The sequence below is a fragment of the Salinivibrio sp. PR6 genome (assembly GCF_001995955.1).
Classification (GTDB): Bacteria; Pseudomonadota; Gammaproteobacteria; order Enterobacterales; family Vibrionaceae; genus Salinivibrio; species Salinivibrio siamensis.
The window spans coordinates 179,197-201,112 of record NZ_MUFA01000006.1 but is presented as its reverse complement, the minus strand read 5'-3'; the positions used below and the strand labels follow the sequence as shown (position 1 = coordinate 201,112).

Below are 21,916 nucleotides of genomic sequence, written 5' to 3'. Positions count from 1 at the left end.
GCAACAGAACGGGAAATCTCAGGTGAAGTTCATAAAGCGTTTGCTTATCTTTGCACTGGTTTGCACAGTGCTTGGAGTCACTACAATCTTTGGGTTTTACCTGTATGTAAAACCTGACCTCCCCGATGTAGCGACACTAAAAAGTGTCGAACTGCAGACTCCGATGCAGGTCTATAGCGCCGATGGTGAGTTGATCTCCCAGTTCGGTGAGAAGCGTCGCATCCCAGTCATGCTCGAGGACATCCCTCAGCCTATGATTGATGCATTGATTGCCACAGAAGACAGTCGCTTTTACCAACACCCAGGGATTGACCCTATCGGCATTGTCCGCGCCGCGGTGGTGGTGGCGATGTCAGGTACGGCCAAGCAAGGGGCCAGTACTATCACGCAGCAGCTGGCAAGGAACTTCTTCCTCTCTAACGAAAAACGCATTATGCGCAAGATAAAAGAAATTTTTATCGCCGTGCATATCGAACAGCTGTTGAATAAAGAAGAGATCCTTGAACTCTATTTCAACAAAGTATTCTTAGGCTATCGTGCTTACGGGGTTGGCGCTGCTGCCCAGGTGTACTTTGGCAAAACCCTCGATCAACTGACCTTGAGTGAGATGGCGGTGATTGTCGGATTACCCAAAGCCCCCTCCACCATGAATCCTTTGTATTCGCTGTCGCGCGCCACCGATCGCCGGAATGTGGTGCTGGGGCGCATGCTTAAAGAGGGATATATTTCCAACGCCGAGTACCAACAAGCGAAGAACGAGCCGATCGTAGCCCGCTATCATGGGGCTGAAATTGAACTGTCCGCACCTTATGTAGCAGAAATGGCACGCGCATGGGCCGTTGAGCAGTTTGGCGAAGACGCTTATACCTCGGGTGTGCGTATTTTCACCAGCGTCGATGCCGATATGCAACGCGCCGCAAATGAGGCGGCAGTAGAAAACGTTCTCGCCTACGACCGTCGCCATGGGTTCCGTGGGCCAGTTGCCACGCTATGGCAAGCCCCTAGCCAACGTTGGCAACACCAGCGCATCGTTGATCACTTGGCCAAGCAACCCAGCTACGGCCCGCTAGAGCCCGCCGTCGTGATTGATGTCCAAGCTAAATCGGCGCAGGTTGTCGGACCCAATGGCCGTGAAATCGAACTGCCTTGGGAAGGACTTGACTGGGCGCGCCCTTATATCACCGATAGCCGTCAAGGTCCGGCCCCTCAACGCGCTGATGAATTCCTTGCCAGTGGCCAACAGGTGTTTATTCGCCAAGTGGATAACAGCTGGCATTTAGCCCAAGTCCCGACGACCAATACCGCGCTGGTTTCCATGTCCCCCTCAACCGGAGCAATCAAAGCACTGGTGGGCGGATTTAATTTTGTCCATAGCAAATTTAACCGTGCCACACAGTCAGTACGTCAGGTGGGCTCGAGCATCAAGCCGTTTATTTATTCCGCGGCAGTGAATGAGGGCATGACACTCGCCACCCTGATTAACGACGCCCCCATTAATCGCTGGGATCGCAGTCAAGGCGTGGCATGGCGGCCGAAAAACTCGCCACCACGTTATGAAGGGCCACTGCGGGCGCGACTGGGTCTGGCACAGTCGAAAAACGTCATGGCCGTACGTGTCCTGCGTCGGGTGGGATTGGATGACGCTCTCGATTACCTCACCCGCTTTGGCTTTAAACGAGATGATTTACCGCGTGCAGAAGCCATTGCGCTTGGTGCGGGAAGCTTGACGCCGGTTGAGATGGCACAGGGCTTTAGCGTGTTTGCCAATGGCGGCTATTTTATGGAGCCCTTTATCATTGATCGGGTCGAAACCCCCTTTGGCGAGGAAATATATCGCGCCAATCCACCCATCATTTGTGATAACTGCGAACAAAAAGCAGAACAGGCCGATCCGTTTAATGAGCAGAATTTGCTAGAGAACAACGACACCACCACACAGCGTCATGCCAAACAAGTCATTGATGAGCAAAATGCATTTTTGGTACGCGAAATGATGCAAAGCAACATCTGGGGTGGCGGTGATTGGCGCTACGGGACAGGCTGGAATGGCACGGGCTGGCGCGCACAAGCGCTCAAGCGACGCGATATCGGCGGAAAAACGGGGACCACCAATGACTCCAAAGATACCTGGTACACCGGCTATGGCCCAGGGATTGTGACCACTGTGTGGGTGGGCTTTGATGATCACTCCCGTAAACTGGGTCGCACGACCCGTAATGCAAACTTAGGCGACGAGCGTCAGCCTATCCGCGGCGCGGAGTCGGGGGCCAAAACGGCGGAGCCAGCATGGATTAATTTTATGCAGCATGCACTCGCGGACGTACCTGAGCAGAATAAAACCGTGCCACCGGGGATCGTCAAAGTGCGCATTGACCGCGAAACAGGGCTGTTAACCAGAAAAACCGATCATACTTCGATGTTCGAGTACTTTATAAAAGGCACCGAGCCAACCGAGTATGTGTCGTCGCAATCAGATGGCAACATTTATGAGTCAGGCACAGAGTCGCTGTTTTAACTCTGTTACATCGTCAATAGCCGCATAAAATCAAGACGCCCGCATTCACGATGCGGGCGTCTTTTTATCTACGCGTCACGCGCCGCTCTAGTGACGAGTTCGATCATTCATCACGGCAGTCATTTGTTCATGGATGGCGTCAGCCAACTGCTCATAACGGCCACGTAATGGCGAGCCAGGACGGTAGTCGAGGGTGATTTGTCGCGACGGCGTCGGCGAGGTCGTCGGAATATACACCACACCATCTCGCTTATCAGCAGGTACAGACAATTGAGGCAACAAGGTGATCCCACTCCCCGCCGCAACCATGTTGCGCAAGGTCTCTAAGCTAGTGGCACGAAAGCGCTGATCTTCGCGCGCCCCCACTTTAAAGCAAAAACCCATCGCTTGGTCACGTAAGCAATGGCCATCGCCGAGCATTAACAAGGTTTCGCCTTGCAATACATCTAACGCCACCTCGGCACAATCGGCGAGGCGATGCTTTTCATTGACCGCGAGCAACATCGGCTCACTGTAAAGTGGGAGCTCTTTTAAATGCTGGGTTTCTTCTACAGAGGCCAAAATGATGCAATCGAGTTTGCCCTCTTCCAGTTGCTGCACTAACTGCTGCGTCTGTCCTTCGTGAATAAACAGCTCCAGCTCAGGGAAACGATCACGCAGTAGCGGGATAATTTTAGGCAGCAGGTAAGGCCCGACCGTAGGGATCAGACCGATATGCAAAGGGCCGGTCATACTTTCCCCTTGCTCACTGGCCAATTCGGTCAAAATTGTGACTTCCCGCAAGACGTTACGTGCCTGTTGTACTAACCTCATACCGGCATCGGTGAACAACACACGACGGCTGGTTCGCTCTAACAAACTCACACCCAGCTCATCTTCCAACTTGCGAATTTGCCCGCTTAAGGTGGGCTGGCTAACAAAGCAGGCTTCGGCCGCTTTACGAAAATGTCGATGTTCGGCCAAGGCGACCAAGTACTCCAAGTCACGAATGTTCATCTTTGTCTCTTCTATAGAGGATAACTATCAAAACCATAGCATTAAGCGATTAGAGCTATCAATTGCAATCGGTAATACTGATCCCATCAAAACGCGGCGAAGCACTCGCCCATTCACTTGAATCAATACTTGAATAAAAAGGACATCACCATGACAGCAACAAAAGAAGGTCAGCCAGTACCACAAGTTACTTTCCGTACTCGCGAAGGCGATCAATGGAAAGACGTCACCACCGATGACATTTTTGCCAACAAAACCGTGATTGTATTCAGCTTGCCAGGTGCGTTTACCCCAACCTGTTCATCCTCGCACCTGCCACGCTATAACGAGCTATATCCAGTGTTCCAACAGTACGGCGTCGATGACATTGTCTGTGTGTCCGTCAACGATACCTTTGTGATGAATGCATGGAAAGCCGACCAAGACGCTGACAACATTCATGTCCTTCCTGACGGCAACGGTGAGTTCACTGATGGCATGGGGATGCTGGTCGACAAAAACGATCTTGGCTTTGGCAAACGCTCATGGCGCTACAGCATGCTGGTGAAAAACGGCGTGGTCGAGAAAATGTTTATCGAACCTAACGAACCAGGCGACCCGTTCAAGGTCTCTGATGCCGACACCATGCTGGGCTACATCGCCCCTGAGCACAAACTGCAAGACTCGATCACCGTGTTTAGTAAGCCAGGCTGCCCATTCTGTGCCAAGGCCAAACAAGCACTGATCGATGAAGGCCTTCAGTTTGAAGAAATCATCCTCGGTAAAGACGCCACCACGGTTTCTCTGCGTGCGGTGAGCGGTCGCGCCACCGTGCCACAAGTATTTATCGGTGGCCGTCATATCGGTGGCAGTGAAGAGCTCGACACCTATCTAAATCAGTAATCCGCTGTTTGGGCGGCCTCTTTGCCGCCCGTTATTTTCCCAGGAGAAAGCAATGAAAACATTAACGGTTGATGTGGCTGTGATTGGTGGCGGAACTGCCGGACTTGGTGCTTATCGCGCAGCCAAAGCACATACGGATAACGTGGTGATGATTGAAGGCGGTCCCTATGGCACCACGTGTGCGCGAGTTGGCTGCATGCCTTCCAAACTGTTAATTGCGGCGGCTGAAGCGGCGCATCATATCGACAAAGCGCCCGGCTTCGGTGTGTACCCCGGCGGCACCACGGAAATTAATGGCCGTGAGGTGATGGATCGGGTGAAACGCGAGCGTGACCGTTTTGTCGGCTTTGTACTGGAAAGTGTCGATGACATTCCCGCCCAAGACAAAATTGATGGCTATGCGCGCTTTGTGGATGATCACACTTTAATGGTTGACGATCACACCACCATCCATGCTGATCGCATCGTGATCGCGACAGGTTCGCGTCCAAGCTGGCCGTCTGCTTGGGATCACCTTGGTGATCGTTTAGTGGTCAATGATGATATTTTCGAATGGGACGATCTGCCTGACTCGGTTGCGGTATTTGGCCCGGGCGTGATTGGCCTTGAGCTAGGACAAGCGCTGCATCGCCTCGGGGTCGAGATGACCATGTTTGGCGTCGGCGGCCAAGTAGGCCCGCTGACCGACCCAGAGATCATGGCCTATGCGGATAAAACCTTCAGTGAGGAGTTTTATCTCGACGCCGATGCCAAGGTGGAAGAGATGATGCGTGAAGGCGATAAGGTGCAAATCCGTTATCGTGATAAAGAGGGCGAAAGCCAACTGCGCTGGGTCGACTATGTAGTTGCCGCCACCGGTCGTCGCCCCAATGTCGACAAGCTAAACCTCGATGCGACCAGCATCAAAGTGGATGCCCGCGGCGTGCCGGTTGCCGATAGCTACACCTTGCAAACCACGGCACCGCACATTTTTATTGCCGGTGACGCCAGTAACCAAATTCCGTTGCTGCACGAAGCGGCTGACCAAGCGCGCATCGCCGGTGACAACGCCGGACGCGGCAAAGATATCCGTGCCGGATTACGCCGCAGCAAGCTCTCCGCAGTCTTCTCCGACCCACAAATCGCAATGGTGGGCGAAAGCTACAAAGCGATTACCGACCGTCTCGGCCCCTGTGGCTGCTTTGAAACCGGCGTAGTGTCGTTTGAAAACCAAGGCCGCTCACGGGTGATGCTGCGCAATAAAGGCTTGTTGCACGTTTATGCCGAACAAGGCACAGGCCGTTTCCTTGGCGCCGAAATGATAGGACCGAACGCCGAACACTTGGCCCACTTGTTGGCATGGGCACATCAAAACCAAATGACCATTTCGCAAATGCTAGATATGCCCTTCTATCACCCAGTGATTGAGGAGGGAGTACGTACCGCGCTGCGGGATGTGAATGCCAAGCTCAAACTCGGCCCTGAAATGATCAAACACTGCATGGACTGCGGCCCAGGCTGCTAATCCACTGCCCCTTTCGCCGACACTCGGCGCTTTACAGGCGCTGCCTGTTGCTTCTCCAAGCACTTGCTTACCTTTTGCCCTCCTCATTGGAGGGCTTTTTTGTATCCGGCAGCCCACTGCGCCACAATAAGCTATCGCCATTACCGACCAAGAGAAACCGCATGGCTTGCAAATACTGTCAGTCCGCGATTTGGCAACAAAAACTGGGACGCTGTACCCGTTGTATGAAACAACTGGCCGCCATGTGCGCGCTACTTTGGCCACTCTGGTGGTGGGGCTATGCCGACACGCCACGGCAAGTGGAGTCAATTGCCTTGTTATTCGCCGCCGGCAGTGCCAGTGTGCTACTCACACTACATGTGGTGATTTATCCGTTTCGGCGCAATAAAAAACCCGCGCCAGAGCGCGGGTCGTCAGACATACCAGACGATTAATCGGCCAGATCCGTGGCTTCGTTAATCACGTGGAAAATGTAGTTTTGCTCCACGGCCCCTTGGAACAACCACGCCATCGGCCCACGCGCCATGATGGCCACATCTTCACCGGAGTGGGTTTCCGAACCGAGCTTAATCAAGGATTGCTGTTTGTAATCCAGCTTACGCACCTGCCCTTCTTGCAAGTTTTCACGCTCACCTTTCACCGCACCCGGGCCGTTGCCATAAGTAATCGTGGTATAGGTTTTACCAAAATCATCCTGATTTAAGCGCCCTTTTTGACGTGACAAGCCTAGAATGGGGTTGCCCCGCTCCGCATAGCCGTTCATCACCATAGTGTGAGCATGGTCGGCGGTGACAATGATCAGGGTATCTTCTGGGTTGGTTTTCGCTAATGCCACTTTAATGGCATCGTCGTAAGCCAGCGTATCTTCTAACGCTCGCGCGGCGTTACCCGCATGGTGAGCATGGTCGATACGTCCGGCTTCCACCATCATTACATAGCCGTCTTTGTTGCGGCTAAGCATATCAATCGCCTTGCTAGTCATGTCCGCCAATGATGGCTCATCTTGGCTTTCACGGCGATCCGCTTCATATTTCATGTGGCTACTTTCAAACAAACCAAACACGCGTGAAGTGGTCGCCGGATCGATGGCATCAAAACCGGATTTATCGAAAATGTATTGGCCATCGGGGTGGCGGGTTTGCCATGCCTCAATCAAGTTGCGTCCATCTTTACGCTTGCCCTTTTTGCCCTCAGGATCGACGCTATCGGCAGGAATAAATTCACGCCGTCCGCCGCCGAACGCCACCTGAAATCCTTCACCAGCGTCAAAGTCGACAAACTGGCTGGCAATGTCGGTGCAGCCTTGGTTTTTGGCAATGTTGGGCAACTTGCTATCGTTTTCCCAATTGCGATCCGCACTGTGCGCATAAGTGGTGGCTGGGGTGGCGTGGGTTAAACGGGCGGTTGAGATTAACCCTAATGCTTTGCCCTTCTCGCCCGCCATTTCAAATAAGGTTTTCGCTTCGTTACCTTTGGCGGTGCTGCAAAAACCACGCTGAACGTTATCGTCAACACTGATGATCCCGGCTTTGGTTTTCACCCCAGTGACCATCGCCGTCGCGGTCCCGGCCGAGTCAGGGGTTTGCATGTCGGTGTTATAGGTTTTGGCTAGCGCAACATGCGGCAGGCTTTCCATGCCAAGGCGGTTTTCCTCACCAGTTTGTCCTTGCTGCTGCCCCTGATAAATCCGCGCCGCGGTGATTGTCCCCACGCTCATGCCGTCGCCGACAAAGAGGATCACATTTTTGGCTTTGCCCGTGATAGGTGGGTTAGCTTTAGCGGCCGCCAATGCCGCTTGCGCGTCTTGATACCAGACATCGTTTTGCTGAGGCACTGCCGCGTGTGCAGTTGCCGCTAATAAGGCTGAGGCCACCGCGGCCGTAAGGATTGTCTTCACCACAAAATCTCCATTATTAACGAGAAAACGCGGGCATGATGGTCATTGCGCGTGACGCTTCTGTGACAAACCGTACAATGTAACAATTTGTAAGCAGCTAATTTTGATGAATTTTTTATGACGAGGACACAAAAAAGCTGCGACTTAGTCAGCACGCAGCCTTAAGAAGGGATAACGACGACGCTGATATCGTCAGGCAATAGACGATGTCACCCTACTCCAGCGTAGAGAAGGTCGAGATCGTGGCTGGCCCGGCAATGTTATAGGTCAGTGCCACTTCGTCACAGGCGTGGAAGCGCGGACAGATTTCACAATCTTTCATCACTTTCTCAGGCAGTTGCGATTTCGACACCGGGGTAAAACCCAATTGAGTGAAAAACTCGGGCACCCGGGTGAGGACAAAGACTTGCTCAATCGCCATTTGCTTGGCTTTTTTAATCAAGTGCATCATCAGCGCCGTACCGTGACCTTGGCGCTGCCAGCCGGCTTCAACCCCTAAGGAGCGAATTTCTGCCAGCCCTGAGTCGTAAATATAGAGCGAGCCGCAGCCGGTGAGATCCCCTTGGTGCTCGGATACCGCAAATAGGCCGATATTACGCACCAATTCATGGCGATCACGAGGTAAGTTCTCCCCCAACTTCGCCCAATACACCACCATGCCTTCGATGGTATCGAGGTCGGTGAGCCTTGCCGAGCGCACAGTGACTTTGGGGGTAAAGCGCTTATCTAAACGCTTTTGCGCCTCTTGAATGGCAAAGCTGACCTGTTCAGGTGCCACGCCACCCAGCGCCCGACGTTGGGCCAAGCAGGATTCGATCGTGAGCATGGCATACACATCGTCTTCAATCACCGGTGAGAATTGCTGCAAGGTGGCAAGCGGTAAATCTTCCAGTCCACAACCTTGCTCAATGGCAGACACCACCGCCACGCCCACTATGTGGTGCGCTTCACGGAACGGGATCCCTTTGCTCACCAAATAATCCGCGAGCTCGGTGGCGTTGGCATGACCTTGCTGCGCCGCCTGCAAGGTTTTGTCGTTGTGAATGGTGATACCTTCAAAACACAAGGCGGCCATATCCAAGCAATCATGCCAAGTGTCCATGGCATCGAAGAGCCCTTCCTTGTCTTCTTGCATATCCTTGTTATAGGCCAGTGGCAAGGCTTTCACCGTCATCATCATCGCCGACAAGGTGCCATAGACACGGCCGGTTTTGCCGCGGATAAGCTCTAACGCATCAGGGTTTTTCTTTTGTGGCATCAGCGAGGAGCCTGATGTCACCGTATCGGCCAGCTCGATAAACCCGGATTCGCCCGAGTTATAGAAAATCATATCTTCGGCCATCCGTGATAAATGCAGCATTGATATCGACGCCGCAGACAGCATTTCCATCACATGATCACGGTCCGAGACTGAGTCAAGGCTGTTACGGGTGGCCCGTTCAAAGCCCAGTTGTTGTGCCAAGGCATCGCGATCAATCGGATACGCCGTGCCTGCCAGCGCCCCAGATCCTAACGGACAGGTATCAAGACGATTAAGCGCATCTTGTAAGCGGGTGGTGTCGCGCTCAAACATCTCCAGATAGGCCAAACACCAATGGGCAAAGGTCACTGGCTGCGCACGTTGCAAGTGGGTGTAGCCGGGCAGCACGGTATCATGGTGTTGGCTGGCCACATCCACCAGCTGCTGCTGAAGCTTGTCGAGAGACAGCAAGATTTGCTGGCCTTGTTGGCGACACCAGAGCTTGAGATCCGTGGCGACCTGATCGTTACGCGAGCGTCCGGTGTGCAGCTTTTTGCCCAAATCCCCAACTTTGTCGATCAGTTGCTGCTCAACCCAGCTGTGAATGTCTTCGGCCTCTGAGCGTAAGATTTGCTTCGGGTTTTCCATCACCGACAGCTTGAGCTCATTGAGCGCGAGCTCCAATTGCTGTTGCTCGTCATCACTCAGCACGCCCACCGAACGCAAGGCTTTGGACCAAGCAATGGAGCCCACAATGTCTTGCTCTGCTAAGCGATAGTCAAAGCGCAGTGAATCATTAAACGCTTGAAACCGTTTGTCTGCTGCCTGACTAAAGCGTCCGCCCCATAATGCCATGCTGTCTCTCCTTACTGCTCACGATGCTTTTTTAATTAGGATTGTTTTTGTTTGTTCAGCGTCCGAATCCGGCTCGACAGCGAATACAAACGGATAAAGCCTTCGGCATGGCTGTGATCGTAGACATCATCATCACCAAAGGTGGCAAAGTCTTCCGAGTACAGGCTGTTGGTCGAGCGTTTTTGTACCACAGTCGCTTGCCCTTTATAGAGTTTGATCACCACCTCGCCCGTTACCGGTGCGGCAAGGGAATTAGCCGCGGCAACAATCGACTGGCAAAGCGGCGTAAACCAACGCCCATCATAAATCAGGTGAGACGCTTTTAAACCGAGCTCCTCACGGAACTGATAACTCTCTTTATCCAGCACCAATTGCTCAACGCCACGCAGCGCTTCCATGATGATGGTGCCACCCGGGGTTTCATAGCAGCCGCGGGATTTCATCCCCACCAAACGGTTCTCAACAATATCAATCCGTCCCACGCCATGCTGGGCGCCTTTGTCGTTCAGCAGCGTCAGCACGTCATAAGGCGACATGGACTCACCATCGACCGAGACCACTTCCCCGCTTTGTACTCCCAAGGTGACAAACTCGGGCGTATTGGGCGCCTCTTCCGGTGCCACTGTCCATACCCAGCAATCTTGGTTGGCCGCGGTCCAGGTATCTTCCAGCACACCGCCTTCGGTTGAGACGTGCCAAGCATTGGCATCACGTGAATAAATTTTCTCAAGGCTCGCCGTACAGGGAATGTCGCGGGCGGCCAAGTAATCGAGCAAGGCTTCACGACTGGTGAGATCCCACTCCCGCCACGGCGCAATCACTTTCAGTTGCGGCGCCAGCGCGGAGAAGGTGCTCTCAAAACGAACCTGATCGTTCCCCTTGCCGGTACAGCCGTGGCAAAGTGCATCCGCTCCAACCTCTAGGGCGCACTCGACCTGCGCTTTGGCAATGATAGGGCGCGCCATCGAGGTACCCAGAAGATACTTGCCTTCATACACCGCACCGGTTTTCAGGCTGGGGTAAATATACTCCGCCACCATTTCGTGTTTCAGATCGGCGATAAAACACTGTGATGCCCCCGAGGCAAGTGCTTTTTGCTCAATGCCATCGAGCTCTTGTTCGCCTTGACCCACGTCAGCGACAAAGGCCACCACTTCACAGTCATAGTTTTCTTTTAGCCATGGAATGATGGCCGAAGTATCCAATCCACCCGAATAGGCCAGTACAACTTTATTTACCTTGCTCATCTTGCTCTCCTTAAATCCTAAATCGACGGTTTCGTCGCGTCGTTATACGTCTAATTAACTGGCGCTAAACCGGGTGCCGATTTGCTGGCCATCGAATAATTGCGTGAGTTTTTCTGGGTAACGCCAGGTGGCAATCTCAACCGGTTTACCCAGTTCACGGGCAGCGGCAAACGCCGCGTTGACCTTGACCACCATGCCATCGGTGATCACCCCTTTTTCCATTAAGTGCTGCGCATCTAACTCGGTGAGGCAAGGCAGCAAGTGTCCTTTGCCGTCTAATACGCCGCTGACATCCGACAGCAATACCAGCTCCGCGCCAAGAGTGGTTGCCACCGCTACCGCCGCTTGGTCGGCATTGACGTTCATCAGCTCACCTTGGTCACTGATGCCAATCGAGCTAATAATAGGAACACAATCCGCGGCCAGTACCGCTTGCAGCAGACTCGGATCACCGGCGCTGGCTTCCCCCACTGCCCCCAGTTCAGGGTCCAGCTGGCTGACCTGACACAAGCCACCATCGGCCAAGCTCAAGCCGCAGCTTTTAATCTTCGCCTTACGCGCCTCAGCTAACAGCAGCTTATTGGCCGTGCCGGCGAGGGCACCGGTGACATAATCAATCTGGTCGACTGGCGTGACCCGTAAGCCTTGTTTTTTTACACTGGTGAGGGCGAGTTTTTTCAACAGTTCATCAACCAAGTAGCCGCCACCGTGCACCAGCACTAACGGACGCTCAGCCTCACTGCGGTAGGTGTTGATCGCGCCGAAAACTTTGGCGAGAGTCTCGCTGCAGCTCAGTGCTGCGCCGCCTAATTTAATCACTAATGGCGTTTTCATCCGTTTCTCCTAGACAATCGCTGTGGTTTCGGCAAAGCCAAACTTAAGGTTTAAACACTGCACGGCTTGACTGGCCGCGCCTTTAAGTAAGTTATCGATCGCACTGGTAAGGATCAGATGCCCATGCGCGGCCTGATAGCCAATATCGCAAAAGCCGGTATATTGCACCGCTTGCAGCTTGGCCACCTCACCGGCAGGAAGTACCCGTACCAGCGGCGCATCCTGATAAGCCTGGTTCAGTACCTGCCCCACCTCGGCCTCACTAGCACCTGGCGCTAATTTGGCGGTAATGGTGGCAAGAATGCCGCGTTTGTAACTGCCAAGATGCGGGGTGAAAATCACCGGCGTATCTAGGTGTGTGGCAATCTCTGGCTGATGACGGTGAGAAAACACCCCGTAGGCATGCAGGCTCACTTCACAAAAACTATTGGTCAGGCTCGCTTTGCGCCCCGCACCCGTTACGCCACTGGTGGCATTGATCACCGGCCACATTTGTTTATCCAACAAGTCTGCATCCAGCAAAGGTTTGAGCGCTAATTGACTGGCGGTGGGATAACATCCCGGCACGGCGACCAGCTGCGCCGCAGATAATGCTTCCTGTTGCCACTCCGCCAAGCCATACACGGCTTGAGCCAGCCATGCCGGTGACTGGTGCGAAAAGCCGTAATGGGTAGGATAAAAATCCGCTTGATTGACCCGATACGCCCCCGACAAATCAAACACCACGCAACCTTGAGCCAGAAAAATCGGCGCCAATTCATGACTAACCGCATGCGCAGTGGCTAAAAACACCACATCGGCTTGCTTGGCCACATCCTGTGGCGAGGTCAAAGGCATCAGTGGCATATCCACTACACCACGCAATTGGCCGTGCAACGCGCTCACGGGGCGGTTGGCGTCTTCACTGCCTGCCGAGACATATAAACCAGCCAAGTGCAGTTGTGGATGGCGATGGACAAGGGCGACAAGCTCGGCTCCTGTGTAGCCACTGGCACCGACAATAATGGTGTTAAGTGTCATGGGTGTCTCTCTTTATGGGTGTTTATGGTGTGCTGCGGGGCAGCAGAGTATCGAGGGCGTAGCCAATAGCCACGCAAGGCAGGCTAGCGTCGTCGAGCAGAAAGGGCGTTGTATTTGGTAGCGAGTGGCATCATGGTCAACTCTCAAAAATATTTTTATTCATAAATAGTGAATGGTTATTTTTTATCGCATTCCCGTTTGGCCGTCAACCCCAAAAAGCGTAAAAAATCACTTTTAATGTCTATTCATTCATATTAGAGCAATAATTCCATCTAACCATGCAAATAATACTGCTGCTATTCACGAGAAAGTCGCGATACGGCGGGCGCGGAGAAGCCCTCGGAAGGCTGGCAAACCTAAAAGCTGAAACTTTTTTTCAGCTTTTGGGGTGGTGCTATGATAAGCATCAAATCCGCTGGCCAGTTTTCGCGCTAATTTGCGGTTAAGTTGACCCGATCGCGCAATATTCGCTAGATTGGTTCTTTACAGTCACAGTAGGATGTAACTTTGTTACAGAATGGATACGCTATGAACGAAAAGTACTCTGCCTTAAAAAGCAATGTCAGTATGCTTGGCCGTCTGCTGGGTAACACCATCCAAGATGCCCATGGTCCAGCACTCTTAGAAAAAGTTGAGGAAATTCGTCAGCTCTCAAAATCGGCTGCCGCTGGCAATCAGGACGATCATGCTAAGCTGAAAACCGTGCTGCAAAACTTGCCGGCTGACCAACTGCTTCCGGTCGCCCGCGCCTTTAGCCAATTTTTGAATCTGACTAATATCGCCGAGCAATATCACACCGTCTCGCGTCAATGCGACGCGTTGGAGTGCAGCCCGGACGCTATCGACGATTTACTCCGCCGTGTCAGCCAAGGTGAAATAAATGCCAATGACGCGCAACAAGCGATCGCCGATTTAAAAATTGAGTTAGTGCTGACCGCTCACCCGACCGAAATCGCACGCCGCACCACCATTCATAACTTGGTGCAAATAAATAAATGTTTATCGAAATTAGAGCTCAGTGAACATTTGGGGGCGGCAGAGCGTGCCAAAACTGAGAAACGTCTTGAGCAGTTGATTGCACAAGCGTGGCACACCGATGTTATTCGCCAAGAGCGCCCTACCCCGCTTGATGAAGCCAAATGGGGCTTCGCGGTAATTGAAAATTCATTGTGGCAAGCAGTACCGGCGTTTTTACGCCAATTTGATCAGCAGCTTGAAAGCCACCTCGACATCAACTTACCCATTGATGCCAAACCGGTACAAATTTCCTCTTGGATGGGCGGCGACCGTGACGGTAACCCCTATGTCACCAGCGAGGTTACCCGTGAAGTGATGCTGTTATCACGCTGGAAAGCAGCGGATTTGTATTTGCGCGATGTGCAGGATTTGGTCAGTGAACTGTCAATGACACAGTGTGATGACACGGTGCGTGAAATGGCCGGCGAGGCGCACGAACCGTATCGCGCCATCCTCAAAACCATGCGCAGTCAGCTAACTCACACCTTGAACTACTTGGATGCCAAACTGAAAGGCGAACGCGCCTCATCACAAGGGATCCTGACCGACACCCAGCAATTGTGGCAACCATTACTGGCGTGTTACCAGTCTCTCCATCAATGTGGCATGGGCATTATTGCCGACGGCAAGTTGCTTGACCTACTTCGCTGCGTGCAATGTTTTGGCGTGCACTTGATCAAGCTCGATATTCGCCAAGAAAGTACCCGTCATGCCGATGTACTCTCAGAAGTGACTCGTTATTTGGGGATGGGCGATTACGCCCAATGGAGCGAGCAAGACAAGCAAGCCTTCCTGACTCGCGAGCTGGCGTCTAAGCGTCCGTTGTTGCCACGTGATTGGTCACCCTCGCCTGACGTCCAAGAGGTGATCGACACTTGCCGAGTGATCGCCGAACAGCCGCGTGAAGCCTTGGGCGCCTATGTCATTTCGATGGCTCGCACCGCTTCCGACGTGCTGGCCGTGCATTTATTGCTAAAAGAAGCCGGCTGTCCATTCCGCATGGATGTGTGTCCATTATTCGAAACCCTGGACGATCTGAACAATGCCGAGGCGGTGATTGGTGAGCTGCTGGCCATTGATTGGTACCGAGGCTTTACCCAGAACGTTCAAATGGTGATGATCGGTTACTCGGACTCCGCCAAAGATGCTGGAGTCATGTCCGCGGGTTGGGCGCAATATCGCGCCATGGAAGCCTTGGTCAATTTGTGTGATGAACAAGGGGTTAATCTCACCCTTTTCCATGGCCGTGGCGGGACGGTTGGCCGGGGAGGTGCCCCTGCCCACGCCGCCTTGCTCTCACAGCCACCTCGCAGCCTAAAAGGTGGCCTACGCGTGACCGAACAAGGCGAGATGATCCGCTTTAAATTGGGGCTGCCTGGTGTCGCCGTTAACAGCTTAAACCTGTATACCAGCGCGATTTTGGAAGCAAACTTGCTGCCACCGCCGGAGCCTAAGCAGGAATGGCGACAGCTGATGGACACCTTGAGTGACATCTCCTGCCAAGCCTACCGTGATGTAGTGCGGGGGCATGAGCAGTTTGTCCCTTACTTCCGCTCCACCACCCCTGAGCTTGAATTAGGCAAACTACCACTGGGATCGCGCCCTTCTAAACGCAACCCCAACGGCGGTGTGGAAAGCTTGCGCGCGATTCCTTGGATTTTCGCCTGGAGTCAAAACCGTTTATTGCTACCGGCTTGGCTGGGGGCTGGACAAGCAATCGATCACGCCATTGCAAAGGGCCACAAAGCCCAGCTGGAAGAAATGTGCCGCGAATGGCCGTTTTTCTCCACCCGTCTCGGGATGCTGGAAATGGTGTTTACCAAAACCAACCTAGACATTGCTAAGTACTATGATCAGCGTTTGGTCGACGAAAGCCTCTGGCCGTTAGGCGAATCATTGCGTGAGCAATTGCGCCAAGATATTCAGGTGGTGCTGGCGGTGGAAAACAGCGATAACCTGATGGAGCAAAACCCGTGGGGGGCTGAAGCGATTCGCTTACGTAATATTTATGTCGAGCCGCTCAACATGCTGCAAGCCGAACTGTTATACCGCACGCGTCAGCAAGAGGATCCGGACCAATCACTCGACGATGCCTTGATGATTTCCATCGCGGGGATTGCCGCCGGCCTACGTAATACCGGTTAAATCACCGAGTACCAAGCCGTACCTCAGGGTACGGCTTTTTTGTTTCCGTATCGATTTGTCGTGTCACGGCAACCGCTGCTCGTTTTTTTTAGCTAAAGCGTCAGCGAATGCTTGCTGTTGCATTGATAATATTATTACTATTGAAGGTCGCACTGACGCGACCCAACAACGCAAAGGAATTGCCATGAAAGACGAAACCCTCTCGATTCATCACGGCTACCAGACCGACCCCACCACCAAATCGGTGGCGACACCTATCTATCAAACCGTCGCTTACGAGTTTGATAATGCCCAACACGGCGCTGATCTATTTAACCTCGATGTGCCAGGCAATATCTACTCACGGATCATGAACCCGACCAACGACGTGTTGGAACAACGGGTGGCGGCATTAGAGGGGGGGATCGCAGGGCTTTGCGTCAGTGCCGGTGCAGCCGCCATCACCTATGCGATTCAAACACTTGCCAAGGCCGGTGATAACATCGTCGCCACGCCACAGCTTTATGGTGGCACCTATACCTTGTTTGCCCACATGCTTCCCGAGCAAGGCATCGAGGTGCGTTTTGCCGCGAGTGACGACGCCAGTGCGATTGAGGCGCTGATCGATGACAACACCAAAGCGGTCTATTGCGAGTCGATTGGCAACCCTGCTGGCAATATCGCGGATATACCGGGTTTTGCCAAAATCGCACACGCGCATGGTATCCCTTTGGTGGTCGACAATACCGTGGCTACGCCCGTTTTGTGTAAACCCATTGAGCATGGCGCCGATATCGTGGTGCACTCGCTGACTAAATACATTGGCGGCCATGGCACCACCCTTGGCGGCATGATTGTCGATGGCGGTACCTTTGACTGGGTGGCACATCAAGCCCGCTTCCCGCAATTCTCACAACCGGAACCGGCCTATCATGGCGTGGTTTACAGTGAGACCTTTGGTCCTGCGGCGTTTATTGCCCGCGCACGTACGGTACCGCTGCGTAACAGTGGCGCAGCCCTCTCGCCGATGAATGCTTTTATGTTGATGCAAGGCTTAGAAACCTTAAGTCTGCGGATGGAGCGCCACTGCGAAAACGCCAAAGCCGTAGCCGATTACCTTGCCCAACACCCCGCCGTCGCGTGGGTGAACTATGCGGGTCAGTCCGCTCACCCACATTATACCCGCGCCCAGTCACTGATACGCGGCGGGCTGCCTGCGTCATTGCTGTCATTCGGCTTAAAGGGCGGCTTTGATGAAGGGGTGAAATTTTATGATGCGCTTAATCTGTTTAAACGTTTAGTGAATATCGGTGATGCTAAATCGCTGGCTTGTCACCCCGCCTCGACGACCCACCGCCAACTGAATGAGCAGGAGCAAGCCAAAGCCGGGGTAACGCCAGAGATGATCCGTCTTTGTGTCGGCATTGAGCATATCGATGACATCATTGCCGACTTGGAACAAGCCTTGGCGACGGTGAAATAGCCCAAAGAAGGCTAGCCGCTGCCAGGAAACAATCGTTGTACAAACAAAACTGTGGATATAAGAGATGTCACTCCCCCATGTAATACTGACAGTGCTAAGCAACTGCGAGGCCACGGGTTATGATATTACCAAGGCGTTTTCCACCACCATCAGCAATGTGTGGAAAGCCAGCCATCAACAGGTATATCGTGAACTCAATAAGCTCGCCGATCGAGGTGCTGTCACCTATCGCCTAGAGCCGCAAGTCGGTAAACCCGATAGGAAGGTCTACGCCATCACACCTGTCGGCACTGAGATGCTTGAGGCGTGGTTTATTCAAACACCCAAGTTAGCCCCACCACGTGACGAGTATGTCGCCAGACTACTCAGTTGTGATGTACTCGACCCAGCTCCCATGCTGGATCATGTGAATAACTTGATTGCCGAGTCTCAGCAGCTGCTTAATCACTATACGCTACTGGAACAGCGTGAATATGGCCAAGTCACTCTGCTCACGTCACAACAACGTTTAATGCGCCTCGCACTGCGACGCAGCATCCATCAACGTCGTGCATGGATGGCATGGGCGCAGGAAGTGCGCGACGAGCTCACTATGCTCGCGGCCAGTGCTTAATCACTACAACAAACACAACACGCAACCTAATACGCCCCGACATAACTGGGGCGTATTTTTTTAAGGCGTGACCGCAAGCGGACGAACCCCTAAGGTATGGCACAGGGCATAGGTTAATTCCGCACGGTTAAGGGTATAAAAGTGAAAATCTTTCACGCCTTCACGGCTTAGCACTCGCACCATATCAAGCGCAATAGAGGCGCCAACCATCTGACGCGTGACAGGATCATCCTCCAGCCCTTGATACTGTTTGTGCATCCACTGCGGCACACGCACATTGGTCATCTTGGCAAAGCGCGACGCCTGCTTAAAGTTAGAGACGGGCAATATCCCTGGGACAATTTCCACATCAATCCCAGCGGCAACACAGCGGTCACGAAAGCGTAGATAGCTTTCGACATCGAAGAAAAACTGCGTAATCGCCCGGCTAGCACCAGCATCCACTTTGCGCTTGAGGTTAATCAAATCCGCCTGCGCGCTTTTCGCTTCTGGATGCACCTCAGGGTAAGCGGCAACCGAGATATCAAAGTCATGCTCTTCTTTGAGCAAACGGACTAAATCGACCGCGTACATATCCGGCTTCTTCTCCGGCGATGGCAAGTCGCCACGCAACGCCACAATGTCACGGATGCCATTTTGCCAATAATCACGGGCAATATGACGGAGCTCATCTTCAGTGGCATCAATGCAGGTTAGATGGGGTGCTGCCGCGATACCAGTCTGGTCATGAATGCTTTTCACGATGTCATGGGTGCGATCACGCTCACCGGAGTTGGCGCCATAGGTTACCGACATAAACTTAGGTTTGAGTGCTTTTAAGCGATGTACTGAGTTCCAGAGGGTTTCTTCCATACTTGGGGTGCTGGGAGGAAAAAACTCAAATGAGACGTTAATATCGCCATCTAAGTCAGCAATGTTCTGATTGAGTGCATCAATGTGGCCTGCGTGTGTGTAGCTCATATCCTCTCCCTGACACCGAACGACGCTGTTCAGTCTGCCTGTTTCTGCTCTGCTTTTGATTTATACGTTTAGACGTCCATATGTCTAAAGATTGTCGTGATTCGGCTAAAATGTCAACGATGCAAGCCATGAAAAAAACTCATGGTGTTATGAAGATAGACGACACAGCCATCAATGCACACCTCACAACGCGGGTAACGGCACAAAAAAAGCTGCCTACGCAGCGCGCAGACAGCTTGATCACGGTTATCCATCAGCGAGTTAGTGAAGGCGACTTATCAAGCGATTTAAATCGGATTGAATGGCGCCTGCGGTGACATCGCGTCCCGCCCCTGGCCCACGAATGACCAAAGGATTCTCGCGATACCATTGGCTTTCAATCGCAAACACATTGTCACACGGTAATAGATGCGCAAGTGGATGCTCGCTGGGTAAGGTTTCTAGGCTCACATGGGCGTGACCGTTAACCTCCAAGCGCGCCACATAACGTAGCACTGACCGATTTTTATGCGCTTTGTCTAATCGCTCTTGTAGCGGTTCATCCATTTGGTGTGCATTATCAAGAAAGGCATCCAAAGATAGATCAGCCAGTGACTTAGGCACCAAGGACTCAACCTTTACCTGCTCAGGCTCGAGGGACATGCCCGCTTCACGTGCCAAAATCACCAATTTACGCACCACGTCAGCCCCAGAAAGATCATCCCGTGGGTCAGGCTCGGTTAGGCCTTGCTGCCAAGCCTGCTCAAGCAGGACGCTAAAGGGGACCTCACCACTGAATTGCAAAAACAGCCATGACAAGGTGCCAGAAAAGATCCCAGACAGTGCAACAATCGTGTCACCACTTTCACGCAGATCTTGCACCGCGTAGTTAATCGGTAACCCGGCGCCCACGGTCGCATTGTAGAGCCAATGGCGCCCGGTTTTGCTAAACGCCTGCTGAATCGCGTGGTACTGCTCGGCGGGTGCGGCGCCCGCCTCTTTGTTGGCGGAGATTAAGTGAAAGCCATGCTCGGCAAGTCGCGGATACAAGTACGCTAATGACTCACTGGCGGTGACATCCAACACAATCACATCGTCATACGGGTGATTCAGTAGACGGGTGAGCCACTCATCATCAAAATAAGGCTCGCAACGCTCGTCAAACCCATCCAACACACGCGTGGCATCAATACCGGCAAAATCAAGCCATTGGTTGCGGCTGTCCACCACTGAAATCAGTGAGACTTCCTTACCATGACGCTTTTCCAAGTGTGCTTTTTGCTCGGCAAAAAGGCTTAGCCAACGGGTACCAATATTGCCTTTGCCCACCAACACCAAGCCGATACGGCGCTGAGCTTGAAACAAGGCATCATGCAAACTGGCAACCAGTGCCTGAGTGTGGACGTGACGTAGGATAGCAACCAGGCTCAGCCCAGAGGCCGACTCACTGATAAATTCCACCGGCTGTGATTTGAGTTGCTGATAGAAGCCATGGCAGTGTACGGGATTGTTCACCACGCCTGCCCCAACCGCCGCCACCATGGTAAAGCCTTCGCGCAGTTTGAGTTCAGCTGGGAGGCCGGCGTCTTGAATTTGCGCCATTACCAATGCCACCACTTCCGTGGTAAACGCTAACAAAATACGGTACTGGTCGTCTTGGTAATCCGTTGCTAATGGCTGTACTTTTAGCTGCGACAAAATCCGGCTGAGCTCTTGTTTTATCGCTTGAAAATCTTGTCCTCGCGCGACATCAAACTGGAGCAAGCTCACCTCATCCAACGCCGTAATGATTTTTGCCCCGCGCCCGGTGGCTAACACGCGTTCAATACGTGTTGATCCGCTATCCGGCGCTTGGGTGCAGCGCAACGTGAGATCGGTCGCACTTTGCGCCACCGGCTGTAAGGTTCGGCTATGCAGCACGGGAGCGGCGAGTCGCGCCAGCTCGCCCGCCTCGTCAAGACGAATTAAAGGCAGCAAACAGGCATTATCAACATGGCGTGGGTCCGCGCTATAGACCCCCGCGACATCACTCCAAATGGTCACACGGCTCACGCCTGCAAGCGCCCCCAAGACAGTAGCCGAGTAATCGGAGCCATTGCGCCCTAACAGAACCGTTTCTCCCGCTTGATTTTGTGCCATAAAGCCGGTGATCACCACATGCGTATCGCCATGCTGTGAAAGCTGATTTTGCAATAAAGGCCAAGACGCCCCGCGATCCACTTCCGGCTGAGCGGCGCGCTCGGCGCGCAAACATTGGCGTGAGTCTAACATCACCGCGGCACGTCGATGCTGCTTCAATAACTGGGCCAACAGACGCGCCGACCAGACCTCTCCAAAACCTTGCACGTACGCTTTGTCGCTCTCGTTCACGCCCTGATCGCCCAACGACGCAATGGTTGCGATATCGGCATAAAGCGCATCCACCAGCTTCTGCTTGGGTTCACCATCAATCAAGTTCTCAATCAAGTCTTGCTGAAAGGCGCGCACCGCTTGCAAGGTCTCATGCGCCACTCGTCCATCCTTGTCTAACTGTGCTAACCACATGATCAGCTGGTTAGTGGTTTTTCCTGCCGCGGACACCACGATTAAGTCTTGCTGGCTCGCATGCGCGGTCAATACATCGACCACGCGACGATAGCAATCAGGGCTCGCAAGGCTACTGCCACCAAACTTGTGCAATTGGCGTGGTGACTCGGGGGACGTTTCCGTCGGTTGCGCATGCATGGCAAGGTCTCTCTTAATGTCTATCG

At 53.1% G+C, this 21,916-nt stretch carries 15 protein-coding genes; 7 read left to right on the top strand and 8 right to left on the bottom strand.

The features are described 5' to 3' along the window. Nucleotides 1-22 precede the first annotated feature (22 nt). On the top strand, nt 23-2,515 hold the full coding sequence (locus tag BZG72_RS06910; RefSeq protein WP_077666436.1) for a penicillin-binding protein 1A: 2,493 nt from the start codon (nt 23-25) through the stop codon (nt 2,513-2,515). A gap of 87 nt (nt 2,516-2,602) precedes the next feature. On the opposite strand, the gene oxyR is transcribed toward BZG72_RS06910, so the two are convergent. After that, nucleotides 2,603-3,511, bottom strand: coding sequence for a DNA-binding transcriptional regulator OxyR (gene oxyR, locus BZG72_RS06905; RefSeq protein ID WP_046074753.1), 909 nt, complete (start codon nt 3,509-3,511; stop codon nt 2,603-2,605). 150 nt (nt 3,512-3,661) lie between these two features. Between oxyR and BZG72_RS06900 the strand changes: the two genes are divergently transcribed. The 3 genes from BZG72_RS06900 (at nt 3,662) to BZG72_RS06890 (ending at nt 6,331) form a co-directional block, all read left to right on the top strand. Next, nucleotides 3,662-4,393, top strand: a complete 732-nt coding sequence (locus tag BZG72_RS06900) for a glutathione peroxidase (RefSeq protein WP_046074752.1) — start codon at nt 3,662-3,664, stop codon at nt 4,391-4,393. Nucleotides 4,394-4,445: 52 nt separating this feature from the next. Next, complete coding sequence (locus BZG72_RS06895) at nt 4,446-5,897, top strand: dihydrolipoyl dehydrogenase (protein ID WP_077666435.1); 1,452 nt, start codon at nt 4,446-4,448, stop codon at nt 5,895-5,897. A gap of 161 nt (nt 5,898-6,058) precedes the next feature. Beyond that, nucleotides 6,059-6,331, top strand: coding sequence for a DUF3624 domain-containing protein (locus BZG72_RS06890; protein WP_077640964.1), 273 nt, complete (start codon nt 6,059-6,061; stop codon nt 6,329-6,331). Here the strand turns inward: BZG72_RS06890 and BZG72_RS06885 are convergent. From BZG72_RS06885 to argC, 5 genes are all read right to left on the bottom strand, one after another. Beyond that, nucleotides 6,328-7,794: an alkaline phosphatase gene (locus tag BZG72_RS06885; RefSeq protein ID WP_108743031.1), complete on the bottom strand. Its 1,467-nt coding sequence runs from the start codon at nt 7,792-7,794 to the stop codon at nt 6,328-6,330. The genes BZG72_RS06890 and BZG72_RS06885 overlap by 4 nt on opposite strands. A gap of 214 nt (nt 7,795-8,008) precedes the next feature. After that, nucleotides 8,009-9,889: an argininosuccinate lyase gene (argH, locus tag BZG72_RS06880; protein WP_046074748.1), complete on the bottom strand. Its 1,881-nt coding sequence runs from the start codon at nt 9,887-9,889 to the stop codon at nt 8,009-8,011. Nucleotides 9,890-9,924: 35 nt separating this feature from the next. Further along, nucleotides 9,925-11,136: an argininosuccinate synthase gene (locus tag BZG72_RS06875; RefSeq protein ID WP_077666433.1), complete on the bottom strand. Its 1,212-nt coding sequence runs from the start codon at nt 11,134-11,136 to the stop codon at nt 9,925-9,927. A gap of 54 nt (nt 11,137-11,190) precedes the next feature. Continuing rightward, a complete protein-coding gene (gene argB, locus BZG72_RS06870) occupies nt 11,191-11,970 on the bottom strand; it encodes an acetylglutamate kinase (protein WP_077666432.1) in 780 nt (259 codons plus the stop codon). A 9-nt stretch (nt 11,971-11,979) separates the two neighbouring features. After that, complete coding sequence (gene argC / locus BZG72_RS06865; RefSeq protein ID WP_077666431.1) at nt 11,980-12,990, bottom strand: N-acetyl-gamma-glutamyl-phosphate reductase; 1,011 nt, start codon at nt 12,988-12,990, stop codon at nt 11,980-11,982. 528 nt (nt 12,991-13,518) lie between these two features. Between argC and ppc the strand changes: the two genes are divergently transcribed. The 3 genes from ppc to BZG72_RS06850 all read left to right on the top strand — a co-directional run bounded on the left by ppc (nt 13,519) and on the right by BZG72_RS06850 (nt 18,227). Then, nucleotides 13,519-16,152: a phosphoenolpyruvate carboxylase gene (gene ppc / locus BZG72_RS06860; protein ID WP_077666430.1), complete on the top strand. Its 2,634-nt coding sequence runs from the start codon at nt 13,519-13,521 to the stop codon at nt 16,150-16,152. A 184-nt stretch (nt 16,153-16,336) separates the two neighbouring features. Next, a complete protein-coding gene (locus tag BZG72_RS06855; RefSeq protein WP_077666429.1) occupies nt 16,337-17,614 on the top strand; it encodes an O-acetylhomoserine aminocarboxypropyltransferase/cysteine synthase family protein in 1,278 nt (425 codons plus the stop codon). Nucleotides 17,615-17,678: 64 nt separating this feature from the next. After that, entirely contained in the window at nt 17,679-18,227 is a 549-nt protein-coding gene (locus BZG72_RS06850) for a PadR family transcriptional regulator (protein ID WP_046074742.1), read from the top strand. A gap of 60 nt (nt 18,228-18,287) precedes the next feature. On the opposite strand, the gene metF is transcribed toward BZG72_RS06850, so the two are convergent. Together metF and BZG72_RS06840 are read right to left on the bottom strand one after the other, a co-directional pair. Beyond that, entirely contained in the window at nt 18,288-19,187 is a 900-nt protein-coding gene (gene metF / locus BZG72_RS06845) for a methylenetetrahydrofolate reductase (RefSeq protein ID WP_046074741.1), read from the bottom strand. Nucleotides 19,188-19,448: 261 nt separating this feature from the next. After that, nucleotides 19,449-21,890 carry a bifunctional aspartate kinase/homoserine dehydrogenase II gene (locus tag BZG72_RS06840; protein ID WP_077666428.1) on the bottom strand — a complete coding sequence of 814 codons (2,442 nt, stop codon included), beginning with the start codon at nt 21,888-21,890 and terminating at the stop codon, nt 19,449-19,451. Between the last annotated feature and the right edge of the window lie 26 nt (nt 21,891-21,916).

Coding starts and splice junctions, on each gene's coding strand:
- BZG72_RS06875 (WP_077666433.1), bottom strand. CDS start 11,136: ATGAGCAAGGTAAATAAAGTTGTACTGGCCTATTCGGGTGGATTGGAT.
- argC (WP_077666431.1), bottom strand. CDS start 12,990: ATGACACTTAACACCATTATTGTCGGTGCCAGTGGCTACACAGGAGCC.
- metF (WP_046074741.1), bottom strand. CDS start 19,187: ATGAGCTACACACACGCAGGCCACATTGATGCACTCAATCAGAACATT.
- BZG72_RS06890 (WP_077640964.1), top strand. CDS start 6,059: ATGGCTTGCAAATACTGTCAGTCCGCGATTTGGCAACAAAAACTGGGA.
- argB (WP_077666432.1), bottom strand. CDS start 11,970: ATGAAAACGCCATTAGTGATTAAATTAGGCGGCGCAGCACTGAGCTGC.
- oxyR (WP_046074753.1), bottom strand. CDS start 3,511: ATGAACATTCGTGACTTGGAGTACTTGGTCGCCTTGGCCGAACATCGA.
- BZG72_RS06840 (WP_077666428.1), bottom strand. CDS start 21,890: ATGCATGCGCAACCGACGGAAACGTCCCCCGAGTCACCACGCCAATTG.
- ppc (WP_077666430.1), top strand. CDS start 13,519: ATGAACGAAAAGTACTCTGCCTTAAAAAGCAATGTCAGTATGCTTGGC.
- BZG72_RS06850 (WP_046074742.1), top strand. CDS start 17,679: ATGTCACTCCCCCATGTAATACTGACAGTGCTAAGCAACTGCGAGGCC.
- BZG72_RS06895 (WP_077666435.1), top strand. CDS start 4,446: ATGAAAACATTAACGGTTGATGTGGCTGTGATTGGTGGCGGAACTGCC.
- BZG72_RS06855 (WP_077666429.1), top strand. CDS start 16,337: ATGAAAGACGAAACCCTCTCGATTCATCACGGCTACCAGACCGACCCC.
- BZG72_RS06900 (WP_046074752.1), top strand. CDS start 3,662: ATGACAGCAACAAAAGAAGGTCAGCCAGTACCACAAGTTACTTTCCGT.
- argH (WP_046074748.1), bottom strand. CDS start 9,889: ATGGCATTATGGGGCGGACGCTTTAGTCAGGCAGCAGACAAACGGTTT.